Source organism: Streptomyces sp. Ag109_O5-1 (genome assembly GCF_003814875.1).
Classification (GTDB): Bacteria; Actinomycetota; Actinomycetes; order Streptomycetales; family Streptomycetaceae; genus Streptomyces; species Streptomyces sasae.
In genome coordinates this window covers 6240043-6266518 of the sequence record NZ_RKQF01000001.1, presented here as the reverse complement: position 1 = coordinate 6266518, position 26476 = coordinate 6240043, and the positions used below count along the sequence as shown (strand labels likewise).

The window sequence follows — 26476 nt, the reverse complement described above, 5'->3', positions numbered from 1 at the left end:
GGGCCGGCCGCCGTCGTGCGGCACGCGCGCGTGCGTGCGCATCCGCCCGCACGCCCCCTCAACGACAGAACTCATCCTGAGTGGAGTGCTCCCTGCCATGAAGCCTTCTCGTATCGCCGCCGCTGCCGCGGTCGCGGGCACCGCCGTCCTGGCCGTCTCCTCGCCCGCCTTCGCGCACGTCAGCGTCCAGCCCGAGGGCACCGCCGCCAAGGGCGGCTACGCGGTCATCGACTTCAAGGTCCCCAACGAGCGCGACGACGCCTCGACCACCAAGGTCGAGGTCAACTTCCCCGCCGACCACCCGCTGGCCTCCGTGATGCCGCAGCCGATGGCCGGCTGGAAGATCGAGGTCACCAAGTCCAAGCTCGCCAAGCCGCTGGAGATGCACGGCGAGAAGATCGCCGAGGCGGTCACCAAGGTCACCTGGACCGCCTCCGACGGCAAGGGCATCGAGCCGGGCTACTTCCAGAAGTTCCCGCTCTCCGTGGGCGCCCTGCCCGAGAACACCGACGACATGGTCTTCAAGGCGATCCAGACGTACTCCAACAAGGAGGTCGTCCGCTGGATCGAGGTCCAGCAGGACGGCCAGGACGAGCCGGAGAACCCGGCCCCCGTCCTCACCCTGTCCGCCGCCACCGACGACCACCACGGCTCGACGACCGCCGAGGACACCGCGGCCAGGACCGAGACCACGGCCTCCTCCGACGACTCCGGCTCGTCCGGCGGCAGCGACACCACCGCCCGCGTCCTGGCCGTCGCCGGAATCGCCGTCGGCGCGGCCGGCGTCGCCTACGGCGTCCTCGCGGGCCGCCGCCGCTCCACCGGCTCCGAGGCCTGAGCTCCACGTCCGTAACGCGCACAGGGGGTCGTGCGAGGCTGTCATGGCCTTCGTAGCCACCACGGCCGTCGTACGATCCCCGGTGCGCGCCGGATCTCACACATCTGGGACATTTTTCTATGCGCAAGAAGACGTTCGCCGCGGCCGCCCTGCTCGCCGCCGCCACCCTGACCCTCTCCGCCTGCGGCAGCGGCGACGACGCCACATCACCCGTCACCGTGGTCTCCGGGGACACCACGAACAAGGCCGCCACCGTCCTCGACCAGCCGTTCGAGAAGCCGGACCTGGTGCTCACCGACACCCTCGGCAAGAAGTACGACCTGCGCGCCGAGACCAAGGGGCGGCCGACGCTGATCTACTTCGGCTACACGCACTGCCCCGACGTCTGCCCCCTGACCATGAGCAATATCGCGGTCGCCAAGAAGGCGCTCTCCAAGGCCGACCAGGCGAAGCTGCGGGTCGTGTTCGTGACCACCGACCCGGCCCGCGACACCCCCTCCGAGCTCGGCAAGTGGCTCAAGGGCATCGACCCCCAGTTCATCGGCCTGACCGGCGACTTCGCCACCATCCAGGCCGGCGCCCGCACCCTCGGCATCTCCATCGAGCCGACCCACAAGGACAAGAAGACCGGCAAGACCGTCTCGGTGCACGGCACCCAGGTCATGGCGTTCTCGCCGAAGACCGATGGCGGTTACGTCCTCTACGGCGAGAACGCCACCGTCGACGACTACACCAAGGACCTTCCGAAGATCATCAAGGGGGAGAACCCGTGATACCCGGAAGGCGTCTCACCCTGGCCGGGGCAGCCCTGGGCTCCGTCGTGGTCCTGGCGGGCTGCGGCGGTTCGGGCGCATCGGGAGCGGAACTGTCCGTCGGCGCCTCCTACATGCCACAGCCGGTCTCCGCCGACATGGCCGCCGGCTTCCTGACGATCACCAACAAGGGCGGCACGAAGGACGAACTGACCTCCGTCACCAGCGACTCCGCCGGTGAGATCACCATGCACGAGACCACCGGCGGTGCGATGGAGGAGGTCAACTCCTTCGACGTGCCCGCACACGGTCAACTCGTGTTCAAAAGCGGAGGCAACCATCTGATGTTCGAGAAGCTGAAGCGCCGCCCGAAGCAGGGCGACACGATCACTCTGAAACTCAAGTTCGCCGAATCCGGTCCGCTCACCGTCGAGATGCCGGTGAAGTCCGCCACGTACAACCCGTCGACCGGACACTGAGGGAGGGACCGACCTTGACGCGGACCATCACCCCCCGCCTGCGCACCCTGGTGCTGCTGTTCATCGCCGTCACCGGCGCGCTGCTCGCCGGCGCCGGGCCGGCCTCCGCGCACGCCGCGCTGACCGGCAGCGACCCCGCCCAGGGGGTGGTGGTCCCGAAGGCACCCGACCAGGTCTCGCTCACGTTCTCCGAGAACGTGTCGATGAACGACAACTCGCTGCGGGTCCTCGACCCCAAGGGCAAGCGCGTCGACCTGCGCAAGCCGACCAACCTGAGCGGCACGACCTACGCCGTGCAGCTCAAGAGCGGGCTCGGCAAGGGCACATACACCGTCGCCTACCAGGTCGTCTCGGCCGACAGCCACCCCGTCGCCGGCGCCTACACCTTCTCCGTCGGCGCGCCCTCCAAGACCGTCGCCTCGGTCGGCGACCAGGCCACGGGCGGCGGCGTCGTCGGCTGGCTGTACGGCTTCGGGCGGTACATGTCGTACGCCGGGTACATCGTGCTCGTCGGCGGCGCCGCCTTCGTCCTCGCCTGCTGGCAGCGCGGCTCCGGGGTACGGGCCATGCAGCGTCTGGTCGTCGGCGGCTGGCTGACGCTCACCTCGGCCACCCTCTGGCTGCTGCTCCTGCGCGGCTCCTACACGACCTCCGGCAGCCTCGGCGACATCTTCGACCTGAACCTGCTCGGCCAGGTCCTGCAGACCAAGCCCGGCGCGGCCCTGGTCTCCCGGCTGCTGCTGCTCGCCGCGGCCGCGCTGTTCATCGCCGTGCTCTTCGGCGCCTACGACAAGCGGGAAGAGGAGGAGAAGCGCGACCTGACCTTCGGACTCGCCATCGGCGGGACCGTCGTGGCCGCCGGGCTCGCAGCGAGCTGGGCCATGGCCGAGCACGCCTCCACCGGGCTCCAGCCGGGCATCGCGATGCCCGTCGACGTCATCCACCTGCTCGCCGTCGCCACCTGGCTGGGCGGGCTCACCGCCCTGCTGGTCGCCCTGTACCGGGCGCCCGCCGACACCCCGGTCGACTCCACCGCCGTCCAGCGCTTCTCCCGCGTCGCCTTCGGCTCCGTGCTCGCCCTGGTCGCCACCGGCATCTACCAGTCCTGGCGGCAGCTCGGCTCCTGGTCGGCCTTCACCGACACGACGTACGGGCAGCTGCTACTGGTCAAGATCGGGCTCGTGGCGCTGCTCGTCGGCATCGCGTCCATCTCACGACGGTGGACGGGACGGCTCGCGGCCACGGCCGTCACGGAGAAGGAGAAGGAGACGGGCGAGGAGGCCGCGGCCGGCGAAGAGGCCGAGGCTGAGGAAGCCGAGGCCCAGCCCGAGAAGGAGACGGTCAAGGCGTCCGTGGCCGTCCAGGAGGCGCCCGCCAAGGCTTCCAAAGCCGCGAAGTCCGGCGCCTCCGGGGTCCCCGGCAAGGACGCGTCCGCCGGGGCCGACTCCGGCGACGACGCCCCCGAGCGGGCCGCCCAACTGGCACGGCAGCAGGCCGCCATGGACACCGCCCGGCAGAAGCGCGTCCGGGACGCCGACCCCAACCGCTTCGGGCTGCGCCGCTCGGTGCTCGCGGAGGCCGGTGTCGCCGTCGTCCTGCTCGCGGTCACCACCGTGCTGACGCAGACCGAGCCGGGCCGTACCGAGCAGGACGCCAAGGCCGCCACCGCGGCCTCCTCGTCGTCCTCTTCGGCGTCGTCGGACTCCTCCTCCGGAGCGCTCACCCTCGACATGTCCTTCGACACCGGCGGCAAGGACGGCAAGGGCGTCGTCCGTGTCGACCTCGACCCCGCGACCGTGGGCAGCAACGAGATGCATGTCTACGTCCAGCGGCCCAACGGGCGGGCCTTCGACATCCCCGAGGTCAAGGTCGCCTTCACTCTGGCCGCCAAGAAGATCGGGCCGCTCCCCGTGGCCCCCGACCACATCACCACCGGGCACTGGGCCGCCAACGGAGTGCAGATCCCCATGGCCGGCGACTGGACCGTCGCCGTGACCGTACGGACCTCCGACATCGACCAGGTGACCGTCTCCAAGAGCGCGCAGATCGGCTGAACCGCACCATGGCTGAACCGTCCCAGTCCCTTCGCACACCCGCCTCCGAGGAAGACCAGTCGGCTCCCCCGGCCGGCGGCGTCAGCCGGCGCGCGCTGCTCGGCAGCGCCGGTGCCACCGGGCTCGTCCTCGGCGCGGCGGGCGCGGGCGTCGGCTACGCGGCCGCACCCGCCCAGGCCACTCCGCTCAGCTCGGTGGGCTCCGGCCGGGCGATGTTTCACGGGAAACATCAGCCCGGCATCACCGAGGGTCTCCAGGCGCGCGGCCATCTCGTCGCCTTCGACCTGGCGGCGGGCGCGGGCCGCACGGAGGCCGCCGCGCTGCTGCGCCGCTGGTCGACGACGGCCGGCCGGCTGATGGCGGGCGAACCGACGACACAGGACGACACGGATGTGGCCCGGGACGCCGGTCCCTCCGCCCTGACCATCACCTTCGGCTTCGGCAACAGCTTCTTCGCCCGCACCGGTCTGGAGAAGCAGCGCCCGTCCGCGCTGGACCCGCTGCCCGACTTCTCCTCCGACCACCTCGACAGGACACGCAGCAACGGCGACCTGTGGGTGCAGATCGGCGCCGACGACGCCCTGGTCGCCTTCCACGCCCTGCGCGCGATCCAGAAGGACGCGGGCAGCGCGGCGAAGGTCCGCTGGCAGATGAACGGCTTCAACCGCACCCCGGGCGCGACCGCCCACCCCATGACGGCCCGCAACCTCATGGGCCAGCTGGACGGCACGCGCAATCCGAAGCCGGCGGACTCGGACTTCGACCAGCGGATCTTCGTGCCGTCGTCGGGCGAGCCCGCGTGGATGGCGAACGGCTCCTACGCCGTCGTACGCCGGATCCGCATGCTCCTCGACGACTGGGAGAAGCTGTCGCTCGCCGCCCAGGAGAACGTGATCGGGCGCAGGAAGGCGAACGGGGCGCCGCTGTCCGGGGGCACCGAGACGACCGCGATGGACCTGGAGAAGGCGAAGGCGGACGGCGAGTACATCGTCCCGATCAACGCCCATGCCCGGATCACCCGGCCCGACCAGAACGGGGGCGCGGCCATTCTCCGGCGCCCGTTCTCGTACCACGACGGCATCGACGCGGACGGCACCCCGGACGCCGGGCTGCTCTTCGTCTGCTGGCAGGCGGATCCGCTGCGCGGATTCGTGCCGTTGCAGCGGAAGCTGGACCGCGGGGACGCGCTGTCCGACTACATCCGGCACGAGGCCAGCGGACTGTTCGCGGTACCGGGCGGGGCGGCCGACGGGGAGTACGTGGGGCAGCGGCTGCTCGAAGGGTGATGTGCGGTTGGCGAAGTGGCTTCTGATCACTATTGGCGCGATTCCGCATTTCAAACCACCCGGTCGAGTGGTTCCGGTGAGACAAGTGAGCCGGGCTCCCCTGCGCCCATTAGGGTGAGGGACATGCCAGCGAGCTATGCGTATCTCGGTCCTGAAGGCACCTTCACCGAAGTCGCCCTGCGCACGCTTCCGGAAGCCGCCACCCGCGAGCTGATCCCGTACGTCTCCGTGCAGTCCGCGCTGGACGCGGTACGCACCGGCGGGGCCGAGGCCGCGTTCGTGCCGATCGAGAACTCCGTCGAGGGCGGGGTCACCACGACCCTCGACGAGCTCGTCGCGGGCGAGCCGCTGATGATCTACCGCGAGGTGCTGCTGTCGATCACCTTCGCGCTGCTGGTCCGCCCGGGCACCAAGCTCTCCGAGATCAAGACGGTGACCGCCCATCCGGTCGCCCAGCCGCAGGTCCGCAACTGGCTGCGGGCCAACCTCCCGGAGGCGGTCTGGGAGTCCGCCGCGTCGAACGCGGACGGCGCCCGGCTGGTCCAGGAGGGCCGTTACGACGCCGCGTTCGCGGGCGAGTTCGCGGCCGAACGGTACGGTCTGGAGGCCCTGGAGACCGGGATCCACGACGCGGAGAACGCGCAGACCCGGTTCGTCCTGGTGGGCCGCCCGGCCCGGCCCGCGGCCCCGAGCGGCGCGGACAAGACCTCGGTCGTCATCTGGCAGAACGACGACCACCCCGGCGGGCTGCGCGACCTGCTCGGCGAGTTCGCCACCCGGGGCATAAACCTGATGCTGCTGCAGTCCAGGCCCACCGGCGCCGGCATCGGCAACTACTGCTTCTGCGTCGACGCCGAGGGCCATATCTCCGACCGCCGGGTGGCGGAGGCCCTGATGGGGCTGAAGCGGATCTGCCGCCAGGTGCGGTTCCTGGGCTCGTACCCACGGGCGGACATCAAGCCGGGCGAGACCGTCGATCCGACCCTGCCGGGAACGTCGGACGAGGAGTTCGTGGCGGCCTCGGACTGGGTGGCGCGCTGTCAGGACGGCCGCTTCTAGCCAGTCGTACGTTCATATATTCCTTATCCACAGGAGTTATCCACAGGTCCTCAACTCGACCTGGGGATAAGTCGACAGGGACGCATGAGTCTGTCGACAAATCGGCCTACAGCCCACCGAAGCGACCATGATCGCCCGCATCACCCTTCGTCCACTCGTTTCCCATGGTTCATCTTTTGGAGCGACGCCTTTCCACTCGAAAGTGGGTGTTGTCCCAGTTTGGGACGTGAATTCCTCTCTTCACAGACCGCTTCCGGAGTGATCAATTCCGAAGTCCACACCCCTTCCACACACCCTGTGGATAACTCTTGCGAGGCTGCGGATTCCTGTGGACAACCGCACTGCCAAGTCCCGCTCTCCACAAAGAAATCAAGTCAACCCCGAGCCGTGCGCTTGCCCCGTCCCAGGGAGTGAGACACTTTTTATTGACACGCTCGGCAATTCGCCTATAACGGAACGTAAGCCGCGATTCGGAACACGTTTGAATAGTGATTCGTGGGGCCTACCCCCGCACCGGTAGCCTTGGCTCCGTGATTGACCTTCGCCTGCTCCGTGAGGACCCCGACCGTGTGCGCGCCTCCCAGCGCGCCCGTGGAGAGGACGTCGCGCTCGTCGACGCCCTGCTCTCCGCCGACGAGCGGCGCAGGTCCTCCGGCGTCCGCTTCGACGAGCTGCGCAACGAACAGAAGTCGCTCGGCAAGCTCATCCCGAAGGCCGCCGGCGACGAGAAGGCCGAGCTGCTGAAGAAGGCCGAGCAGCTGAAGGCCGACGTCAAGGCCGCCGACGCCGAGCGCGACGCGGCCGACACCGAGACCCAGGAGCTGCTGCTCCGGCTCGGCAACCTCGTCCACCCCGACGTGCCCGTCGGCGGCGAGGAGGACTTCGTCACCCTTGAGACGCACGGCACGATCCGCGACTTCGGCGCCGAGGGCTTCGAGCCCAAGGACCACCTGGAGCTGGGCCAGCTCCTCGGCGCGATCGACGTCGAGCGCGGCGCCAAGGTCTCCGGCTCCCGCTTCTACTTCCTCACCGGCGTCGGCGCGCTCCTGGAGCTCGCGCTCGTCAACGCGGCGATCACCCAGGCCACCGAGGCCGGCTTCACGCCGATGCTGACCCCGGCGCTGGTCCGCCCCCAGTCCATGGCGGGCACCGGCTTCCTCGGCCAGGCGGCCCAGGACGTCTACCACCTCGACAAGGACGACCTCTACCTGGTCGGCACCTCCGAGGTGCCGCTGGCGGCGTACCACATGGACGAGATCATCGACGCCGACCGCCTCCCGCTGCGCTACGCCGGTTTCTCGCCCTGCTTCCGCCGCGAGGCCGGTTCGCACGGCAAGGACACCAAGGGCATCTTCCGTGTCCACCAGTTCGACAAGGTGGAGATGTTCTCCTACGTCGCTCCCGAGGACTCGGAGGCGGAGCACCAGCGCCTGCTGGCCTGGGAGAAGCAGTGGCTGACCTCGCTGGAGCTGCCGTTCCGGGTGATCGACGTCGCCACCGGTGACCTCGGCGCCTCGGCCGCCCGCAAGTTCGACTGCGAGGCGTGGATCCCGACGCAGGGCAAGTACCGCGAGCTGACGTCGACGTCGGACTGCACCGAGTTCCAGTCCCGCCGGCTGTCGATCCGCGTCCGCGAGGGCAAGCAGGTCAAGCCGCTGGCGACGCTGAACGGCACGCTGTGCGCCGTACCGCGCACCATCGTGGCGATCCTGGAGAACCACCAGCAGGCCGACGGTTCGGTGTACGTGCCCGAGGTGCTGCGTCCGTACCTGGGCGGCCGGGAGGTCCTGGAGCCGGTGTCTCGGTGACCTTCCCCTACGGGCTCATCGCCACCGACCTCGACGGGACGCTGCTGCGCTCCGACGAGTCGATCTCCGGGCGCACGCGTGACGCGCTCGCCGCGGCCGCCGCGGCGGGCGCCGCGCACATCGTCGTCACCGGCCGCGCGGTCCCCTGGACCCGTCACATCCTCGACGACCTCGGCTACGAGGGCCTCGCGGTCTGCGGCCAGGGGGCGCAGGTCTACGACGCCGGGTCGCATCGGCTGCTGACGTCGGTGACGCTCGACCGGAAACTGGCCGGGATCGCCCTGGCCAAGATCGAGGCGGAGACCGGCCCGTTGCGGCTCGCGGCGAGCCGCGACGGCCTCGACGGCGACGTGCTGATCGGTCCGGGGTACGCGGTGAGCGGGTCGCTTCCGGCGACCCCGTTCACGGACGTGGCGGACCTGTGGGCGGCGCCGCTGAACAAGATCTACATCCAGCACCCCGAGCTGTCCGACGACGAGCTGGCGCAGGTCGCCCGGCAGGCGGCCGGTGGTTTCGTCACCGTCGCCATGGCGGGCGAGGGCATCGTGGAACTGCTCCCGCTCGGCCTGTCGAAGGCGACGGGCCTGTCACTGGCCGCGCGCCGGCTGGGGCTGAAGGCAGCCGACACGATCGCCTTCGGCGACATGCCGAACGACATCCCGATGTTCGCCTGGGCGGCTCGGGGAGTGGCCATGGCCAATGCCCACGAGGAGCTCCGCGCGGTGGCCGACGAGGTGACGTCTTCCAACGAGGAGGACGGCATTGCGGTGGTCGTGGAGCGTCTGCTCGGTTGAGGTAGTGCGGGAGCTGCGGGTCGGTGGGGGCTGGTCGCGCCCGCGCGGCGGAGCCGCATCTCGATACAGCCCCGCGCCCCCGGGCGGGACCACTCAAGCGCGCTGACAAGTTCGGCGGAGGATGCACGAATCGAACGTGCGCGGGCTTTTCAGGCCCGACCATGGCTTAGCAAGCCAGTGCCTTACCACTCGGCCAATCCTCCGGGTGGGCGGCCCACGCGAGAGCGACCATCGCGTGCTCGAAGCGGCCGCCCCGGGCAGCTACACGGCGATCCGCAGCGGGCTGCCCTGACGGGAGCGGGACGTACTGTCGTGCATGGACATCGTCCGGCTCCTCTCCCAGACGGTGGGCTGACACAACAACTGTGCCTTCGGGCCGAGTTGGACGCCACTGATTTTCTGAGAGGCGAACCGCCTACCGGCGCCACCACTTGCGCCGCGCCTTGCTGAAGAACCACCCCGCGGGCGCCTCGTCCGAACGCCACGGCTGCGGCTCCGGTTCCTCGGCCTTCCAGCGTGCTGCGAGCATCCGCGCCCGCGCGGACGGCTCCGACGTCTCCGCGGACCGTATGAACTCCTCGTCCAGGACGAGGTCGTTCCAGTCGTCAGCCATCCCCGCGCCTCCTACGCAGTGCATCCCCTTTGACCCAGTGTGACCTGACGGGGGTGAAGCCCCCGTCAGTAAGCCGGCCGTCTACTCCTCGCCCGCCAGTGTCAGCGAGCGCAGCTTCTGACCCGCGTACCAGGTCGCCAGTACGGTCACCGCGATCAGCAGCACCGTGGCCGTCGTCAGCGACACGTCGGACGTCACCAGCTCGCCGCCGGTCACCTTGTGGGCGACCGCCAGGGACCACTGCTGGACGCTGAGCGTGCGCGCGCCCGGGACCAGGGAGCCGAACAGGGCCTCCCAGACGAGGGCGTAGACGAGCCCGAACACGACCGCGTGCCGGGAGACCGTGCCGAGGAGCAGGAAGAGCGCGGCGTAGGCGATCGAGGCGACGAGAGCGGCCACCGTGTAGGCGACGGCGATCTGCTGGCCGTTGCCGTTGAGGATGAAGCCCGCGATCAGGGTCGGCAGGGCGGAGAACACCATCGTCACGGCGATCGCCACGATCAGCTTGGTGAAGATGATCGTCGGCCGTTTGATCGGCTTGGACAGCAGGTACACCACCGAGCCGTCGTCGATCTCCGGGCCGATCGCGCCCGTGCCCGCGATGACGCCGATGATCGGCACCATGGTGGCGAGCCCGAGGCCGCCGAGCAGGTCGGCGGCGGTCTGGTCGTCGGCACCGGCCAGGGCACGGACGGCCACCGAGATCACGATCAGCAGCAGGGGCAGGATGCCCAGGATGAGGGCCCGACGGCGGCCGAGCAGGGCCCGGTAGGTGAGTCGGGCGACTGTGGGGTCGTACATCTTCGGCCTCCTACGCCGCGACCAGGTACGAGAACACGGATTCCAGGGACTCGTCGGACGGCGAGACCGTGAGCAGCCGGATGCCGTGGTCGCGGGCGACCTTCGGCAGCAGGGCGGTGAAGCGGCCGAAGTCGACGGCCTGGATGCGCAACGCGCCCTCGGTGACGTCCACCTCGATGCCCGATGTGGAGGGATCGGCGATGAGGGCGGCGGCGAGCGCGCGGTCGTCGCTGGAGCGGACCAGGTAGCGGTGCGGGCGGTCGGTCATCAGGCGGCGGATCTTGCGGAAGTCGCCGCTGGCCGCGTGCCGGCCTGCGACCACGACCTCGATGTGCCAGGCGAGTTGCTCGACCTCTTCGAGGATGTGGGAGGAGAACAGGACCGTGCGGCCCTCGTCGCCCATCCTCCGCAGCAGGTCCATCAGCTGCATCCGCTGGCGCGGGTCCATGCCGTTGAAGGGTTCGTCGAGCAGGAGCAGCGACGGGTCGTGGACCAGGGCGGACGCCATCTTCACGCGCTGGCGCATGCCCTTGGAGTACGTCTGGATCTTGCGGTCCTGCGCGTACTCCATCTCGACCGTGGCGAGCGCCTTCTGGGCCGCCTTGGCGCCGAGGCCGTGCAACTCGGCGTTGGCGACGACGAATTCGCGGCCGGTGAGGAAGTCGTACATCGCCTCGCGCTCGGGGACGATGCCGATGTGCTTGTAGATGGCCTCGTTGCGCCAGGTCGGCTGCCCGTCGAGGGTGACCGTGCCGGTGGAGGGGGCGAGGAAGCCGCCCATCATGTTGATGAGGGTGGACTTTCCGGCGCCGTTGGGACCGAGCAGGCCGGTGACCCCGGGGCCGATGGTCATGGTGATGTCGTTGACGGCGACCACGTTGCCGAACCAGCGGGAGACATGGTCGATGGAGAGCGTGGTCACAGTCCCACCTTCTTGTAGCGGCGCAGCAGAAGGCCGTAGGCCGCGGCGATGACGCCGAGGACGACGAGCAGGTACACCACGCCCTGGGCATGGGAGGGCCCGTCACCGGGGAAGGTGTTGGTGCCGCCGAGGAGGCCGGCGCTCAGGCCGCCGATCAGGGTGACCGGCGAGAACAGGCCGATCCACGGGACGGCACCGGCGCTGCCCCGGGAGTCCGCTATGGCCTGGAGGGTGGAGACGGCGCCGTAGGAGATGATCAGGACGGCGATCACGGCGGCGATGCCGAAGCCGCGGCGCGGGGTGATCGACGCGATGACCAGGCCGATGCCGGCGAAGAGGAGGGACAGCAGGGCCACCGAGACGAGCCCCTGGCCGAACCCCTTGGACTGGTGGGCGAAGTCCATCTTGGCGAGCAGGGCGCCCAGGTAGAGCACGAGCAGCGGAGCTCCGGTGAGGATGAACATCGCCGAGGCCAGGGCCGCGAACTTGGCCTGGACGTAGTCGGCGGTCTCGATGGGTCGCGAGAAGTACAGCGGGATGGTCTTGAAGCGCAGGTCGCGGGAGACCGCCTGGGGTGCCTGCGAGGCGACGTACAGGCTGATGACGGCCTGCATGATGATCGCGTACCGCGTGTAGGACACCGGCAGGTCGTGCGCCTTGGTGGCGACGGCGACGGCGACCATGATGGCCGCCGGCACGCACATCACCGCGAACAGCAGCATCGGCAGCACCTTGGACTTCACCGAACGGCCGAGGCCGTAGGAGCCGCGCAGGGTCTGCGAGTAGAGGGAGAGGCGGGCGTAGCCGCGGCCGAGGCGCGGGCCGTCGTAGCCGCGGTAGCCGATGTCGTGGATTCGGGACTGGTCACCCGCGGGGGTGGCCAGGGGCTGCTCAACCGCCATGGACGGCCGCCTCCTTCCGCTGCTCGTCGCTGTCGGTGAAGACCTCTGAGATGTGGTGTCTGCGCTGCTCCATGCGCACCAGGCCGAGGCCGAGGTCGGCGACGACGTCACGGACCAGGTCGTACGTCTCCTCGCCCTGGGCGGTGAGCAGCAGGATGTGGCCGGCGCCGGGCAGGCCGCCACCGTCGTTGTCGGTGTCCACCCCGCGCGCGGCGAGCGCCTCGCGCACCGCGCGGGTGCCGTCCGGGTGCTCGTCGTTGTCGGTGACCTCGATCGCGAGGGTGGTCGTGGTCTGCGTGAAGTCCGTGGTGGAGCTGGAGCGCAGCAGCTTGCCGCCGTCGACGACGACCACGTGGTCGCAGGTGCGTTCGAGTTCACCGAGGAGGTGCGAGGTGACCAGGACCGAGATGCCGAAGTCCGTGTGGATGCGGCGGATCAGGCCGAGCATCTCGTCGCGGCCGACCGGGTCGAGGCCGTTGGTCGGCTCGTCGAGGAAGACCAGCTGCGGGTCGTGCACCAGGGCCTGGGCGAGCTTCACGCGCTGCTTCATGCCGGTCGAGTAGCCGCCGATGGGGCGGTACCGCTCCTCGTAGAGGCCGACGTGGCGCAGGGTGTCCGCGGTGCGCTCGCGGGCCGCGGTGGGCGGCAGGCCGGACATGCGGGCCATGTGGACGACGAACTCGGTGGCCGAGACGTCGGGCGGCAGGCAGTCGTGCTCCGGCATGTAGCCCACGCGCTCGCGGATGGCGGCGCCCTTGGTCGCGACGTCGAGGCCGAGCACCTCGGCGCTGCCCTCGGTCGCGGGGGACAGACCCAGCAGGATCTTGATCAGGGTGGACTTGCCGGCGCCGTTGGCTCCGACGAGTCCGGTCACACCGGCTCCGATGTCCACGGACAGCCGGTCGAGCGCGGTCACCCGGGGGAACCGCTTGCTCAGGCTTTCGGTCGCGATCACAGTCACGTCGTCGAAGGTAGTGACCTGGACCACGCCCGGTCGTCAGACCCTGGAGCCGTCTTCACCTCACTCTCGAGTATTACGGAGCCCTAGGGGATCCCCTGCCTGAGAGCTACACGGGGTTGTCCACAGGTCGGGTCCCTCCTATTGACGCCACCTCTAACAACTGTCACATTCACCAGTGTCAAGTTACGAACACGTACCGCAGTCGATGGGGACGGGGCGGATGACGACGGCACTGAGGGAAGAACGCGCCACGGAGCTGCAGGGTTTCCGGCGGGTCCAACGGCTCGCGTACGAGTGCGCGGAAGCGGTCGCCGCGCGGCTGGAGCCAGGCATCACCGAGCGTGAGGCGGCGCGGATGCAGCGCGAGTGGCTGCGGGCGCGGGGCGTGCGGGACTGGTTCCACCTCCCCTTCGCCTGGTTCGGCGACCGCACCGCGTTCGCGGACTTCCGGATACCGCTGCAGTTCTTCCCGAGCGACCGCCGGCTCGAGCCCGGGATGCCGTTCATCCTGGACATGGCCCCGGTGCACGAGGGCTACACGGCCGACATCGGTTACTCGGACTCCCTCGGGATCAACCCCGTGCAGGACCGGCTGATGGCCGACCTGGAGGCACACCGCGAGCTGATCCTGCGCGAGGTGCGCGAACGGCGCCCGCTGCGCGAGATCTACGAGGACGTGGACCGCCTGATGGTCCGCCAGGGCTACGCCAACCGGCATCGCGCCTACCCCTTCGGCGTGATCGCCCACAAGGTGGACCGGGTGAAGCAGCGCCGCTGGTCACCGCATCTCTTCGGGTTCGGCGCCCAGTCCCTGAAGGGCCTCGCGGCCGACGCGCTGCACGGCCACCGCGAGGGCTGGTCGCCCCTGTGGTCGCCGTACCGCTTCTCCGACCACCCGCCCCGGCCGGGCCTGTGGGCAGTCGAACCGCACCTCGGTTTCCGGGGCACGGGCGCCAAGTTCGAGGAGATCCTCGTGGTCACCGACTCCCGGGACCCCGAGCAGAGCGCCTTCTGGCTGGACGACGATCTGCCGCACGTGCGGCGCTGGGCGGAGGACAAGTGACGGCACTGGAGGGCGCGCGCGAGCGCCGGGTGCGGACCGGCGGCATCGAACTGTGCGTGGCGGAACTGGGCGACCCGGCACAGCCGACGGTCGTCCTCGTCCACGGCTACCCGGACAGCAAGGAGGTCTGGTCCGAGGTCGCGGGCCGCCTCGCCGACCGCTTCCACGTCGTCCTGTACGACGTCCGCGGCCACGGCCGCTCGACCGCGCCGAAGCCGCTGCGCGGCGGCTTCACCCTCGCCAAGCTCACGGACGACTTCCTGGCGGTGATCGACGCGGTCAGCCCGGACCGGCCGGTGCACCTGGTCGGCCACGACTGGGGCTCGGTGCAGTCCTGGGAGTTCGCCACGGTGGGGCCCACTCAGGGCCGTATCGCCTCCTTCACTTCGATGTCCGGGCCGTCCCTGGACCACTTCGGGCACTGGATCAACGCGCGTGTGAAGCGCCCGACGCCACGCAGGGTGGGCCAACTCCTCGGCCAGGGCGCCAAGTCCTGGTACGTGTACCTGCTGCACACGCCGGTCGTCCCCGAACTCGCCTGGCGCGGCCCGCTCGGCAAGCAGTGGCCGAGGATCCTGCAGCTGGTCGAGAAGCTCCCGCCCGGTGACTACCCGACCGCCTCCCTCCCCTCCGACGCGGCACACGGCGCCTGGCTGTACCGCGACAACGTACGGTCCCGGCTGCGCCGCCCGCGCGAGGACGCGTACGCGCACGCGCCCGTGCAGCTCATCACGCCCCTCGGGGACGCGTTCCTCTCCGAGCGGCTCTACGACGACCTGGAACGCTGGGCTCCCCGGCTGACCCGACGCACCCTGCCCGACAAGCACTGGATCCCCCGCACGCGCCCCGACCAGGTGGCGGCCTGGATCGAGGAGTTCGTGAGGTCGGTGGAGGACGGCCGGGGCGCGGAGCCGAAGCCCGCCGACCGCCATGCCCAGCGGTTCGGCGGCCAGCTGGTCCTGGTCACGGGCGCGGGCAGCGGTATCGGCCGGGCGACGGCGTTCGCGTTCGCGGAGGCGGGCGCGCGCGTGGTCGCCGTGGACCGGGACGCGGAGGCGGCCGCACGCACCGCCGAGCTGTCCCGCCTGGTCGGCGCGGCAGACGCGTGGGCGGAGACGGCCGACGTCTCCGACGAGCAGGCGATGGAGAAGCTCGCGGAGAAGGTCCACCGCGAGTACGGCGTCCTGGACGTCCTGGTCAACAACGCGGGCATCGGTCTGTCGGGCTCGTTCTTCACGACGACGCCGGAGGACTGGCGGCGGGTTCTGGACGTCAACCTGTGGGGTGTGATCCATGGTTGCCGGCTCTTCGGGGCGCGGATGGCGGAGCGCGGCCAGGGCGGCCACATCGTGAACGTCGCATCGGCCGCCGCGTACCAGCCCTCGCGGGCACTGCCGGCCTACAGCACGTCCAAGGCGGCGGTGCTGATGCTGTCCGAGTGCCTGCGCGCCGAACTCGCCTCCCAGCGCATCGGGGTGACGGCGATCTGCCCCGGCATCGTCAACACGAACATCACGTCGACGGCACGCTTCACGGGGGTCGACGAGGAGGAGGAACGGCGGAGGCGCAGGCGGTCCGCCCGGCTGTACGGGATGCGGAACTACCCACCGGAGAAGGTGGCTTCGGCGATCCTGGAGGCGGTGGAGCGGAACAGGGCGGTGGTGCCGGTGACTCCGGAAGCGCGGGGGGCCCGGGTGCTGTCGCGGCTGGCGCCGGGGGTGTTGCGGAGGATCGCGAGGGTGGAGCCGAAGTTGTGACAGGGGTGGCGTGAGGTGCGCATAGAAGACTTGGCCCACCGCTCCGGGACCTCCGTCCGGACCGTCCGCGCCTACCAGGACAAGGGCCTGCTCCCCCGCCCGGAGCGGCGGGGGCGCGCCAACCTCTACTCCGACGTCCATCTGACCCGCCTCCACCAGATCGCCGACCTCCTCGCCCGCGGCTACACCCTGGCCTCAATCAAGGAGTTGCTCGACGCCTGGGACACCGGCCGCGGCCTCGGCGGCGTCCTCGGTCTCGTCACCGAGGCCGAGGGCCCCTGGACCGACGAGGAACCGGCCCGTCTCTCCCGCGCCGACCTCGACGCCCGTTTCGGCAGCGCCCCGGACGAGGGGGCCGTTGCCGAGGCCCTGGAACTCGGCGTACTGGAACCGGTGGACGGCGACCCCGACTCCTTCCTCGTGCCGAGCCCACAAGAGCTGGCTGTGGCCGCCGAGTTGTACGCGGCCGGGGTCCCGCTCACCGCGATCTCGGACCACCTGCGGGAGTTGAGGGTCCAGGTCGAGCACATAGCCGCCCGTTTCCTGGAGTTCACTACCGAGCACGTCTTCGCCCGCTACCTCGACGACCCGGACCACCGCACCGACGCGAAGGCGGCCGAGGCGGCCTCTCTCGTACGACGTCTGCGGCCCCTCGCCCAGCAGACCGTGGACGCCGAACTGGCGCGGGCCATGCGCCTGTTCGCGACCCGGGAGGTGCGGCGGCACCTCGCGACGGGGGAGCGGCCAAAAACCCGGGACGAGACGCTTGTCGTGGCTCTCCCGGCCGAAACGATCCAGGCCGTACAGCGCCTCGTTGGCCCGGACCGCACTGCGGAGTTCATCGCGCTCGCCACCGAACGAGAGGTCCAGGCGCGCCATTTGGACGCCCTGACCGCACATCACCACCCTGTTAACGATCTTGACGAAACACCTTGAATCGCCCAGCAGTTGTCCACAGCGCGGCCAATTCCCCTGTGGATAACCCGACTTGGTTGTGGATCAAACCTCGGGCGAAAAATAAGTGCGTGATCCGCGTCTCTCCCGGCACGCTGGTGACATGAACGAGAGACACAACGAAGGAGGGTGGGACGAGCGGCGCACCGTGAAGGTGTCGAAGTACCTCTCGAAGCACCTTCGCCACCAGCCCGAACGCATCGGTCTCAGCCTCGACGAGGCCGGCTGGGTGGAGATCGACACACTGCTCGCGGCGACGGCGGCGCACGGCTTCCCGGTCACCCGCGAGGAGCTGGACCATGTGGTCGCCGCCAACGACAAGCAGCGGTTCGCGATCGAGGGCACCCGGATCCGCGCCAGCCAGGGCCACAGCATCGACGTCGAGCTCGGACTGCCCCCGGCGACCCCGCCGCCGTACCTCTACCACGGCACCGTCGCCCGGAACCTGGACGCGATCCGGACCGAGGGTCTCAGGCCCATGAACAGGCACGATGTACATCTGTCGGCGGACCGGGAGACCGCGACACGGGTCGGCGCCCGGCGCGGCCGCCCGGTCGTGCTGTCGGTCGACGCGGACGCGATGCACCGGGACGGCCATGTCTTCCACATCAGCGCGAACGGGGTGTGGCTGACACAGGCCGTACCGCCGAAGTACCTGCGCTTCCCCGATCCGCACTGACCCCTGCATCATGAGTGGTATGGACCATTCGGAGTACCAGGAGCGCCAGGAGCACCTTCCGACCACCGAGGCGGCCGTCACCGCGCTCCGCGCGATCGCCGCCGAGTACGGCCACGCGATCGAGGTGACACACGACATCGGCGCCGACCAGACCTCGCGCCGCAGCGCGGCGGGCTTCGGCGTCACCCTGGACCCGGACGGTTCACTGCCGCACGAGGCGTACGCCGAGTTCGGCGGGGTGCCCCGGGTGAGCGTGCGGCTCTACCCCGATGACGACGCGCTGATCACCGTCGAGGGCATCGCGTGCCACGACGTCCCGCGCGACGACGTACCCCCGTTCCTGCGCTCCGTCTTCGGCGGCCTGGCCCATGTCCGGAGCCGCCGCTTCCCGCCCGCCGCGTGGCTGGTCGTGCCGCTGCCCGGGGACCGGACGTACAAGGAGCACCTCACCGTCGGCCTGCTCACGCCGTGGCTGAACGGCCGCATACGGTGACCGTTTCGTCCGTCGCGGACGGGTCCCCTTAGTCTCGGACGCATGAGTCTGCGCCTGAGCACCGTGATCCTCCCGTACCGCCGCTGGAGCGAGGGCGGCGGTTCCGCGTGGACGCGGGCCGAGGAACTGGGCTTCCACACCGCCTACACCTACGACCACCTCTCCTGGCGCACCTTCCGCGACGGCCCGTGGTTCGGTGCGATTCCGACACTGACCGCCGCCGCGTCCGTCACCGACCGGCTGCGCCTGGGCACACTCGTCACCTCGCCGAACTTCCGGCATCCGGTGCCGCTCGCCAAGGAGCTGATCTCCCTGGACGACATCTCCGGCGGCCGCGTCACCCTCGGCATCGGCGCGGGCGGCAACGGCTTCGACGCCACCGCGCTGGGCCAGGAGCCGTGGACCCCGCGCGAGCGCGCCGACCGGTTCGCCGAGTTCGTGCCGCTGCTCGACCGGCTGCTCACCGAGGACTCGGTGACGTACGGAGGCGAGTTCTACTCGGCCCACGAGGCGCGCAACATTCCCGGCTGTGTGCAGCGACCCCGGCTGCCCTTCGCGGTCGCGGCCACCGGCCCGCGCGGGCTGAAGCTGGCCGCGCGCCACGGCCAGGCGTGGGTGACCACCGGCGACCCGAAGCTGTACGAGAACGGCACTCCCGAGGAGTCGGTGGAGGCGCTGCGCGGTCAGCTGGGGAAGCTCGGCGAGGCCTGTGCGGCGATCGGCCGGGATGCGGGGGAACTGGACAAGGTCCTGCTCACCGGCTTCACTCCGGACCGCGGCCGTCCGCTGGAGTCCCTGGACGCCTTCGTGGACTTCGCCGGCCGCCACCAGGAGCTGGGCTTCACCGAGCTGGTGATCCACTGGCCCATCCCCGACTCGGACTTCGCGGCCGAGCAGAAGGTCTTCGAGCAGATCGCCATGGAGGCCCCGGCCCAGCTGGTCTGAAGCGCGGTCAGAGACGCTTCGGAGTCGTCTGTGTCTCATCTGTGCACTGTGCCGCACTGCCGTGCGGGCATATGCGCGAGAATGGCCCGGTGACCTCAGCGACCCGACAGCCCGAGACCCCTGCCTTCGCGACCCCGCCGCGGCTGATCGCCACCGATCTCGACGGCACCCTGCTGCGCGACGACAAGTCGGTCTCCCCGAGGACGGTCGCCGCGCTGGCCGCCGCCGAGGAGGCGGGCATCGCGGTCTTCTTCGTCACCGGCCGCCCGGCCCGCTGGATGGACGTCGTCAGCGACCATGTGCACGGCCACGGCCTGGCGATCTGCGGCAACGGCGCCGCCGTGGTCGACCTGCACGGCGGCCCCGGCGCCCACCGGTTCGTGAAGGTGCGCCAACTGGCCCGGGAGAACGCGCTGGACGCCGTGGGGCTGCTGCGCGACGCCGTGCCGGGCACGGTGTACGCGATCGAGCAGACGTACGGCTTCCACCAGGAGCCGGCCTATCCCAAGCTGCACATGGAGATACCCGACCATCTGCTGCCCGCGGAGGAGATCCTCGCGGCCGACGGTCCGAGCGCCGGCGAGCCCGTGCTCAAGATCCTTGCCTACCACTTCGATCTCGACCCCGACGCCTTCCTCTCCCGCGCCCGCCTCGCCATCGGCGACCGTGCCACCGTCACCCGGTCCAGCCCCAGCGCCCTGCTGGAGATCAGCGGTCCGGGTGTCTCCAAAGCGAGCACCCTCGCCCTGGAGTGCGCCGAGCGCGGTATCTCGCACGAGGAGGTCGTCGCCTTCGGTGACATGCCCAACGACGTCGAGATGCTGACCTGGGCCGGGCAGTCGTACGCGATGGGCAACGCCCACCCCGACGTCATCGCCGCCGCCTCGGGCCGCACGGTCGCCAACAACGAGGACGGGGTGGCGGTCGTGATCGAGCGGATGCTGGCCGCCCGCATCTGAACCCGACTGTCCGCGGGCTAGGCCGCTCCCACGAGCGACCATCCGCGGGCTAGGCCGCTCCCACCAGCGACTCCGCCGCCGCCTCCCGCTCCGCCATCGCCCGCAGCGGCCCGACCGCGGCGGCCAGCTCCGCATACGGTCCACGCTGCACCACCCGGCCCTCGCCGAGCACGATCACCTCGTCCACGGCATCGAGCCCCGCCAACCGGTGCGTGATGAGAAGGGTCGTCCGGCCCTCGGTCGCGGCCAGCAGATCCGCGGTGAGCGCATCCGCCGTGGGCAGGTCCAGATGCTCGGCGGGCTCGTCCAGGACGAGCACCGGGAAGTCCGCGAGCAGCGCCCGGGCGAGTGCCAGCCGCTGCCGCTGCCCGCCGGAGAGCCGGGCCCCGTGCTCGCCGACGAGGGTGTCCAGCCCGTCGGGCAACCCGTCCACCCAGTCGAGCAGCCGGGCCCGGCCCAGCGCGTCCCGCAGGTCGTCCTCGGTGGCGTCCTTCCGGGCGAGCAGCAGGTTCTCGCGGACCGAACTGTCGAAGAGGTGCGCATCCTGGGCACACAGCCCGACCAGCCGCCGTACGTCGTCGCCGTCCATGCCGAACGCGTCCACACCGGCGAGCGTGTAGGAGCCCGCGTCCGGGTCGAGGAACCGCAGCAGGACCTGCGCGAGGGTCGTCTTGCCGGAGCCGGAGGGACCGACCACCGCGACCCTGTGCCCCTCGGGGAGGGTGAGGTCGAGCCCGGCGAGGGCCTCCCGTCCCTGGCCCTCGTACCGGGCGGACAGGCCCTTCAGTACGACGGGGAAGGGCGTCGCGGGGGCCTGGCGCGGCCGCTCCGGCTCGCGCACGGGCTCGGGGGCGTCCAGCACTTCGTAGATGCGCTCGGCGCTCCTGCGCACCCGCTGCCGGTGCCGCACGGCGAGCGGCAGCCCCAGTACGGCCTCGAAGGCGGCCAGCGGAGTGAGGACCACGACCGCCATCGCCACCCCGCTCAGCCGGCCGTCGGCGACCCCCTGGGCACCCAGCAGCGCGGTGGCCGCGACGGTGAGCCCCGTCAGCAGTGCGGTCAGCCCGTCACCGAGCGCGGTGGCGGTGGCGCCCCGGGAGGCGATCCGGGTGAGCGTGTGGTCGGCCCGCCGGGCTTCCTCCGTACGAACGGGCAGCGCACCGGCGACCGTCAGCTCGGCAGTGCCGGTGAGCAGGTCGGTCACCCGGGTGGCCAGCAACCCGCGGGCGGGCGCCAGCCGGTGCTCGGCACGCCGGGCCACGGCGGAGGTCACCAGCGGAACACCGACTCCGGCCGCCAGCAGCCCCACCGCGAGCGCGGCCCCGGCCTCGGGCAGGAGCCAGGCCGTGAACCCCACGGCCCCTGCGGAGACGGCAACCGCGACCCCGGCCGGCAGCAGCCAGCGCAGCCAGTAGTCCTGCAGCGTGTCGACGTCGGCGACCAGCCGGCTGAGCAGATCACCCCGCCTGGCCGCCCGAAGCCCGGCGGGGGCGAGCCGCTCAAGGCGCCGGTACACGGCCACCCGGGTATCGGCCAGCATCCGCAGCACGGCATCGTGCGACACGAGCCGCTCGCCGTACCGGAACACGGCCCGCCCGATCCCGAAGGCCCGCGTGGCCGTGACGGCCACCATCAGATACAGCACCGGCGGTTCCTGCGAGGCCCGCGAGATCAACCACCCGGAGGTCGCCATCAGCCCGACGGCACTACCGAGCGCAAGAGCCCCGAGCAACAGAGCAAGCAACAACCGCCCCCGCCGTGCCCCGGAGGCAGCACGAACACGAGCGAGCACGCTCCGGCGCCGCACGCACGCGGACGCCACAGAGCCACGCGCCACCCGCCCAGGCAGCTCCACCGCCCCACTGTCCAGCCCACCGAGTCGGTCGGCCGCCGCACTTTCCAGCCCACCGAGTCGGTCGGCCGCCGCACCTCCCAATTGACCGAGTCGGTCGGCCGCCGCACCTCCCAGACCACCGAGACGGTCGATCGCCTCGCTTTCCGATTGACCGAGTCGGGTGGTGGGTGGGCGGAGGTTCTGGGGGTCCAGGGGGCGGAGCCCCCTGGGGGCCTCGCTGCCGAAGAGCCGCACCACGCGGTCCGCCGCCGAGAGCAACGCCGGCCGGTGCACCACCAGCAACACGGTCCGCCCCTCGGAGAGCCGTCGTACCGCCGCCACAACCTCCGCCTCGGTCGCCCCGTCCAGCGCAGCAGTCGGCTCGTCCAACAAGAGCACAGGCCGGTCGGCGAGAAACGCCCGCGCCAGCGCCAGCCGCTGCCGCTGCCCGGCGGACAACCCGGCGCCGTCCTCACCGAGCACGGTCCCGGCACCCTCAGGCAGCGCGTCCACGAACTCCAGCGCCCCCGCGTCCCGCAACGCCCGGCGCACGGCGTCGTCGTCCGCATCGGGGCGCGCGAGCCGTACGTTCTCGGCGATCGTCCCGGCGTACAGATGCGGCCGCTGCGGCACCCACGCGATCCGCGACCGCCACTCCTCCAGGTCGACGTCGGCGAGATCGACTCCCCCGCCCCCTCCGGCCCCTCCGACCCGCACCCGGCCCTCCGTCGGCCGTACGAACCCCAGCAGCACGTTCAACAGCGTCGACTTGCCCACCCCGCTGGGTCCGACCAGCGCGACGGTCTCGCCCGGTTCGACGGTGAAAGAGACGTCGGTGACCGCATCCGCCGACCGGTCGGGATAGCGGACCGTCACCCCTTCGAAGGCCAGAGAAGCATCCGAGGGGACCGCGCCCGCACCGGGCGCCGGCACCGGAGTCTCCAGCACCGTGAAGATCTCCTCCGCCGCCGCGAGCCCTTCCGCCGCCGCGTGGAACTGGGCGCCCACCTGGCGCAACGGCAGATACGCCTCGGGTGCCAGCACCAGGATGACCAGCCCGGTGTACAGGTCCATGTCGCCATGGACGAGCCGCATTCCGATGGTCACGGCGACCAGCGCCACCGACAGCGTGGCGAGCAGTTCCAGCGCGAAGGAGGAGAGGAAGGCGATCCGCAGCGTCCGCATGGTCGCCTGCCGGTACTCGCCGGTGATCCGGCGGATGGACTCGGCCTGGGCCTTGGCCCGGCCGAACACCTTCAGCGTGGGCAGCCCGGCGACCACGTCCAGGAAGTGGCCGGAGAGCCGGGACAGCAGCCGCCACTGCCGGTCCGTCCGGGACTGCGTGGCCCAGCCGATCAGCACCATGAAGAGCGGGATGAGCGGCAGGGTCCCGACGATGATCGCCGCGGAGACCCAGTCCTCCGTGACGATCCGCGCCAGCACCGCGACCGGCACGACCACCGCGAGCCCCAACTGCGGCAGATAGCGCGAGAAGTAGTCGTCGAGGGCATCGACACCGCGCGTGGCGAGGGTGACCAGCGATCCGGTCCGCTGACCGCTCAGCCAGCTCGGGCCGAGCGCCACCGCCCGGTCCAGGAGCCGTCCACGCAGTTCGGACTTGACCGCCGCGCTCGCCCGGTGCGCGGCGAGCTCGGTGAGCCAGGAGACCAGCGCCCGGCCGACGGCGACGCCCGCCAACAGCGTCAGGGGAGTCCGGAGTTCGGAGACCGAGTGGCCGTGTTGGAAGGCCCCGACCACCACTTCGGCGATGAGCATCGCCTGGGCGATGACCAGCCCGGCACCGACGGCACCGAGACCGACGACGGCCACCAGGAAGAGGCGGGTGGCACGGGCATAACGCAGCAGACGTGGATCGATTGGTTTCACGTGAAACATGCCCTTCGGTCCAGGGAGGGTGTTTCACGTGAAACAGTGCGGATCACCGTGAATCACCCTGCCCGTCGGACTCAGTGCGCGGCTTCGGTCGCGATGTGCTGCGTGCCGATCCGCTTGCGGAACACCCAGTACGTCCATCCCTGGTAGAGCAGGACGAGCGGCGTGGCTATCGCCGCCAGCCAGGTCATGATCTTCAGGGTGTACGGACTCGACGAGGCGTTGGTGACCGTGAGGCTCCAGTCCCCGTTGAGCGACGACGGCATGACGTTCGGGAAGAGCGACAGGAAGAGCATCGCCACGGCGGCCACGATGGTCACGCCGGACAGGGCGAACGCCCACCCCTCACGGCCCCGCAGATTCGCCCCGAGGGCCGTCAGTAGCGCGACGACCGCCACGACCAGGGCCACCAGGCTCTTGGCGTCACCGCTGTCGGCCTGGGTCCAGAGCAGGAAGGCCAGCGCCACCACGGCGGTGAGAAGGCCGACCTTGGTCGCCAGCTTTCGTGCCCGTACCCGGATGTCACCGACGGTCTTGAGCGCGGTGAACACCGTGCCGTGGAAGGTGAACAGCGTCAGCGTCACCAGTCCGCCCAGCAGGGCGTACGGGTTGAGCAGGTCCCAGACGGTGCCGACGTACTCGAAGTGCCGGTCGATCTTCACACCGTGGACGATGTTCCCGAAGGCCACACCCCACAGGAACGCCGGGATCAGCGAGGTCCAGAAGATCGCGGTCTCCCAGTTGCGCTGCCAGTTCTCCTCGGGCCGCTTGGCCCGGTACTCGAAGGCGACACCGCGGACGATCAGGCAGACCAGGATGACCAGCAGGGGCAGATAGAAGCCGGAGAAGAGCGTGGCGTACCACTCGGGGAAGGCGGCGAAGGTGGCGCCGCCCGCGGTGAGCAGCCACACCTCGTTGCCGTCCCAGACGGGGCCGATCGTGTTGATCAGCACCCGCTTCTCCAGCCGGTCGCGGGCCAGCAGTTTGGTGAGGATGCCGACCCCGAAGTCGAAGCCCTCCAGGAAGAAGTAGCCGGTCCACAGGACGGCGATCAGGACGAACCAGACGTCGTGAAGTTCCATGACTGCGTCTCCCTCGGCCTAGTACGAGAAGGCCATCGGCTTGTCGGCGTCACGGGCCTCGCCGCCGATCTTCGTGGGCGGGTTGAGGTCGTCCTCGGTGAGCTCCGGCGGGCCGGCCTTGATGTACTTCACGAGCAGCTTGACCTCGATGACGGCGAGGATGGCGTACAGCGCGGTGAAGGTGATCATCGAGATGAGGATCTCGGCCTGGGAGACACCGGGGGAGACCGCGTCGCGGGTCTGCAGGACGCCGTAGACGACCCACGGCTGGCGGCCCATCTCGGTGAAGATCCAGCCCCAGGAGTTGGCGATCAGCGGGAAGCCGAGCGTCCAGATCGCCACCAGCCAGTACAGCCTGCCGAGCTTGGGGCTGAGGGCCTTGTTCCTGAAGAGGACCAGGTTCGGCACCTCGTCCTCGCCGACCCGCAGATGCTGCGGCAGCATGAACTTCTTACGGGTCAGCCAGAGTCCGACGATGCCGATCGCGAAGGACGCCATACCGAAGCCGATCATCCAGCGGAACGCCCAGAAGGTGACCGGGATGATGGGCCGGTAGTCGCCGGCGCCGTACTTCTGCTGCTCGGCCTTGTTGGTGTCGTTGATGCCGGGCACGTACGAATTGAAGCTGTCGTCGGCCAGGAACGAGAGCAGGCCGGGGACGGACAGTTCGACGGTGTTGTGGCCCTTGCTGACATCGCCGTAGGCGAAGATCGAGAAGGGCGCCGGCTTCTGGCCGTCCCACAGGGCCTCGGCGGCGGCCATCTTCATCGGCTGCTGCTTGAACATGACCTTGCCGAGGGTGTCACCGCTGATCGCGGTGAGCATGCCGGCGATGACGACGGTGACCAGACCGAGCCGCAGCGAGGTCTTCATCACGCTGATGTGCTTCTTGCGGAACAGATGGAAGGCGGCGATGCCGACCATGAACGCGCCACCGGTCAAGAAGGACGCGGACAGCGTGTGGAAGGCCTGGGCCAGCGCGGTGTTCTGGGTGAGGACCGCCAGGAAGTCAGTGAGTTCGGCCCGCCCCTTCGCCTTGTCGATCTTGTAGCCGACGGGGTGCTGCATCCACGAGTTGGCCGCGAGGATGAAGTACGCGGACAGGATCGTGCCGATGGAGACCATCCAGATGCAGGCCAGGTGGATCTTCTTGGGCAGCTTGTCCCAGCCGAAGATCCACAGCCCGATGAAGGTGGACTCGAAGAAGAACGCGATCAGCGCCTCGAAGGCGAGCGGGGCGCCGAAGATGTCACCGACGAACCGTGAGTAGTCCGACCAGTTCATGCCGAACTGGAACTCCTGCACGATGCCGGTGACGACCCCCATCGCGATGTTGATCAGGAAGAGCTTGCCCCAGAACTTGGTCGCCCTGAGGTACTTCTCCTTCTCCGTGCGCACCCAGGCGGTCTGCAGACCGGCCGTGAGCGCGGCCAGTGAGATCGTCAGCGGGACGAACAGGAAGTGGTAGACGGTGGTGATGCCGAACTGCCAGCGCGCCAGTGTCTCCGGCGCCAGAGCCAGGTCCACGTCGTCAGTCTCCTTACGTCG

The 26476-nt window shown here is 70.1% G+C and carries 23 protein-coding genes and 1 tRNA gene; 15 read left to right on the top strand and 9 right to left on the bottom strand.

What is annotated here, in order from left to right; all coding sequences use genetic code 11:
* Window positions 1-97: 97 nt before the first annotated feature.
* The 8 genes from EDD90_RS28240 (at window position 98) to EDD90_RS28205 (ending at window position 9070) form a co-directional block, all read left to right on the top strand.
* Window positions 98-838: a YcnI family protein gene (locus EDD90_RS28240; RefSeq protein ID WP_123975786.1), complete on the top strand. Its 741-nt coding sequence runs from the start codon at window positions 98-100 to the stop codon at window positions 836-838.
* Between the two features lie 119 nt (window positions 839-957).
* On the top strand, window positions 958-1611 hold the full coding sequence (locus EDD90_RS28235; protein ID WP_123975785.1) for an SCO family protein: 654 nt from the start codon (window positions 958-960) through the stop codon (window positions 1609-1611).
* Window positions 1611-2069 carry a copper chaperone PCu(A)C gene (locus EDD90_RS28230; RefSeq protein WP_185149631.1) on the top strand — a complete coding sequence of 153 codons (459 nt, stop codon included), beginning with the start codon at window positions 1611-1613 and terminating at the stop codon, window positions 2067-2069. The genes EDD90_RS28235 and EDD90_RS28230 overlap by 1 nt, the downstream gene beginning before the upstream one ends.
* Window positions 2070-2083: 14 nt before the next feature.
* Window positions 2084-4123, top strand: coding sequence for a copper resistance CopC/CopD family protein (locus EDD90_RS28225; protein WP_123975784.1), 2040 nt, complete (start codon window positions 2084-2086; stop codon window positions 4121-4123).
* Between the two features lie 8 nt (window positions 4124-4131).
* Window positions 4132-5409 (top strand): iron uptake transporter deferrochelatase/peroxidase subunit, encoded by a 1278-nt coding sequence (efeB, locus tag EDD90_RS28220; RefSeq protein ID WP_123975783.1) that lies wholly within the window; start codon window positions 4132-4134, stop codon window positions 5407-5409.
* A gap of 123 nt (window positions 5410-5532) precedes the next feature.
* A complete protein-coding gene (gene pheA, locus EDD90_RS28215; protein WP_123975782.1) occupies window positions 5533-6468 on the top strand; it encodes a prephenate dehydratase in 936 nt (311 codons plus the stop codon).
* A 530-nt stretch (window positions 6469-6998) separates the two neighbouring features.
* Entirely contained in the window at window positions 6999-8276 is a 1278-nt protein-coding gene (gene serS / locus EDD90_RS28210; protein WP_123975781.1) for a serine--tRNA ligase, read from the top strand.
* Window positions 8273-9070: an HAD family hydrolase gene (locus tag EDD90_RS28205; RefSeq protein ID WP_123975780.1), complete on the top strand. Its 798-nt coding sequence runs from the start codon at window positions 8273-8275 to the stop codon at window positions 9068-9070. The genes serS and EDD90_RS28205 overlap by 4 nt, the downstream gene beginning before the upstream one ends.
* A gap of 115 nt (window positions 9071-9185) precedes the next feature.
* On the opposite strand, the gene EDD90_RS28200 is transcribed toward EDD90_RS28205, so the two are convergent.
* From EDD90_RS28200 to EDD90_RS28175, 6 genes are all read right to left on the bottom strand, one after another.
* Window positions 9186-9273: transfer RNA gene (locus EDD90_RS28200), tRNA-Ser, on the bottom strand.
* A gap of 212 nt (window positions 9274-9485) precedes the next feature.
* A complete protein-coding gene (locus EDD90_RS28195) occupies window positions 9486-9683 on the bottom strand; it encodes a hypothetical protein (RefSeq protein ID WP_123975779.1) in 198 nt (65 codons plus the stop codon).
* 81 nt (window positions 9684-9764) lie between these two features.
* On the bottom strand, window positions 9765-10484 hold the full coding sequence (locus tag EDD90_RS28190; protein ID WP_123975778.1) for an ABC transporter permease subunit: 720 nt from the start codon (window positions 10482-10484) through the stop codon (window positions 9765-9767).
* A gap of 10 nt (window positions 10485-10494) precedes the next feature.
* Window positions 10495-11406, bottom strand: coding sequence for an ABC transporter ATP-binding protein (locus EDD90_RS28185; RefSeq protein WP_123975777.1), 912 nt, complete (start codon window positions 11404-11406; stop codon window positions 10495-10497).
* The gene (locus EDD90_RS28180) at window positions 11403-12308 is read right to left on the bottom strand and encodes an ABC transporter permease (protein ID WP_123975776.1); all 906 of its coding nucleotides are present in this window, start codon (window positions 12306-12308) and stop codon (window positions 11403-11405) included. Before EDD90_RS28180 ends, EDD90_RS28185 begins: the two co-directional genes overlap by 4 nt.
* Entirely contained in the window at window positions 12298-13263 is a 966-nt protein-coding gene (locus tag EDD90_RS28175) for an ABC transporter ATP-binding protein (RefSeq protein WP_123981733.1), read from the bottom strand. The genes EDD90_RS28180 and EDD90_RS28175 overlap by 11 nt, the downstream gene beginning before the upstream one ends.
* A 226-nt stretch (window positions 13264-13489) precedes the next feature.
* Between EDD90_RS28175 and EDD90_RS28170 the strand changes: the two genes are divergently transcribed.
* The 7 genes from EDD90_RS28170 to EDD90_RS28140 all read left to right on the top strand — a co-directional run bounded on the left by EDD90_RS28170 (window position 13490) and on the right by EDD90_RS28140 (window position 20119).
* A complete protein-coding gene (locus EDD90_RS28170; RefSeq protein ID WP_123975775.1) occupies window positions 13490-14332 on the top strand; it encodes a M24 family metallopeptidase in 843 nt (280 codons plus the stop codon).
* Window positions 14329-16089 carry an SDR family oxidoreductase gene (locus EDD90_RS28165; protein WP_123975774.1) on the top strand — a complete coding sequence of 587 codons (1761 nt, stop codon included), beginning with the start codon at window positions 14329-14331 and terminating at the stop codon, window positions 16087-16089. The genes EDD90_RS28170 and EDD90_RS28165 overlap by 4 nt, the downstream gene beginning before the upstream one ends.
* A gap of 15 nt (window positions 16090-16104) precedes the next feature.
* Complete coding sequence (locus tag EDD90_RS28160; RefSeq protein WP_123975773.1) at window positions 16105-17025, top strand: MerR family transcriptional regulator; 921 nt, start codon at window positions 16105-16107, stop codon at window positions 17023-17025.
* 121 nt (window positions 17026-17146) lie between these two features.
* Window positions 17147-17722 (top strand): RNA 2'-phosphotransferase, encoded by a 576-nt coding sequence (locus EDD90_RS28155; protein ID WP_123981731.1) that lies wholly within the window; start codon window positions 17147-17149, stop codon window positions 17720-17722.
* A gap of 19 nt (window positions 17723-17741) precedes the next feature.
* The gene (locus tag EDD90_RS28150; RefSeq protein ID WP_123975772.1) at window positions 17742-18215 is read left to right on the top strand and encodes a hypothetical protein; all 474 of its coding nucleotides are present in this window, start codon (window positions 17742-17744) and stop codon (window positions 18213-18215) included.
* Between the two features lie 42 nt (window positions 18216-18257).
* The gene (locus tag EDD90_RS28145; RefSeq protein WP_123975771.1) at window positions 18258-19160 is read left to right on the top strand and encodes an LLM class flavin-dependent oxidoreductase; all 903 of its coding nucleotides are present in this window, start codon (window positions 18258-18260) and stop codon (window positions 19158-19160) included.
* Window positions 19161-19231: 71 nt separating this feature from the next.
* Complete coding sequence (locus EDD90_RS28140; protein WP_123975770.1) at window positions 19232-20119, top strand: HAD-IIB family hydrolase; 888 nt, start codon at window positions 19232-19234, stop codon at window positions 20117-20119.
* 49 nt (window positions 20120-20168) lie between these two features.
* Here the strand turns inward: EDD90_RS28140 and cydD are convergent, their stop codons facing one another.
* The 3 genes from cydD to EDD90_RS28125 all read right to left on the bottom strand — a co-directional run bounded on the left by cydD (window position 20169) and on the right by EDD90_RS28125 (window position 26455).
* Complete coding sequence (gene cydD, locus EDD90_RS28135) at window positions 20169-23849, bottom strand: thiol reductant ABC exporter subunit CydD (protein ID WP_185149251.1); 3681 nt, start codon at window positions 23847-23849, stop codon at window positions 20169-20171.
* Between the two features lie 71 nt (window positions 23850-23920).
* Window positions 23921-24928 carry a cytochrome d ubiquinol oxidase subunit II gene (gene cydB, locus EDD90_RS28130; RefSeq protein WP_123975768.1) on the bottom strand — a complete coding sequence of 336 codons (1008 nt, stop codon included), beginning with the start codon at window positions 24926-24928 and terminating at the stop codon, window positions 23921-23923.
* A gap of 18 nt (window positions 24929-24946) precedes the next feature.
* Window positions 24947-26455, bottom strand: a complete 1509-nt coding sequence (locus EDD90_RS28125; protein ID WP_123975767.1) for a cytochrome ubiquinol oxidase subunit I — start codon at window positions 26453-26455, stop codon at window positions 24947-24949.
* Window positions 26456-26476: the final 21 nt, after the last annotated feature.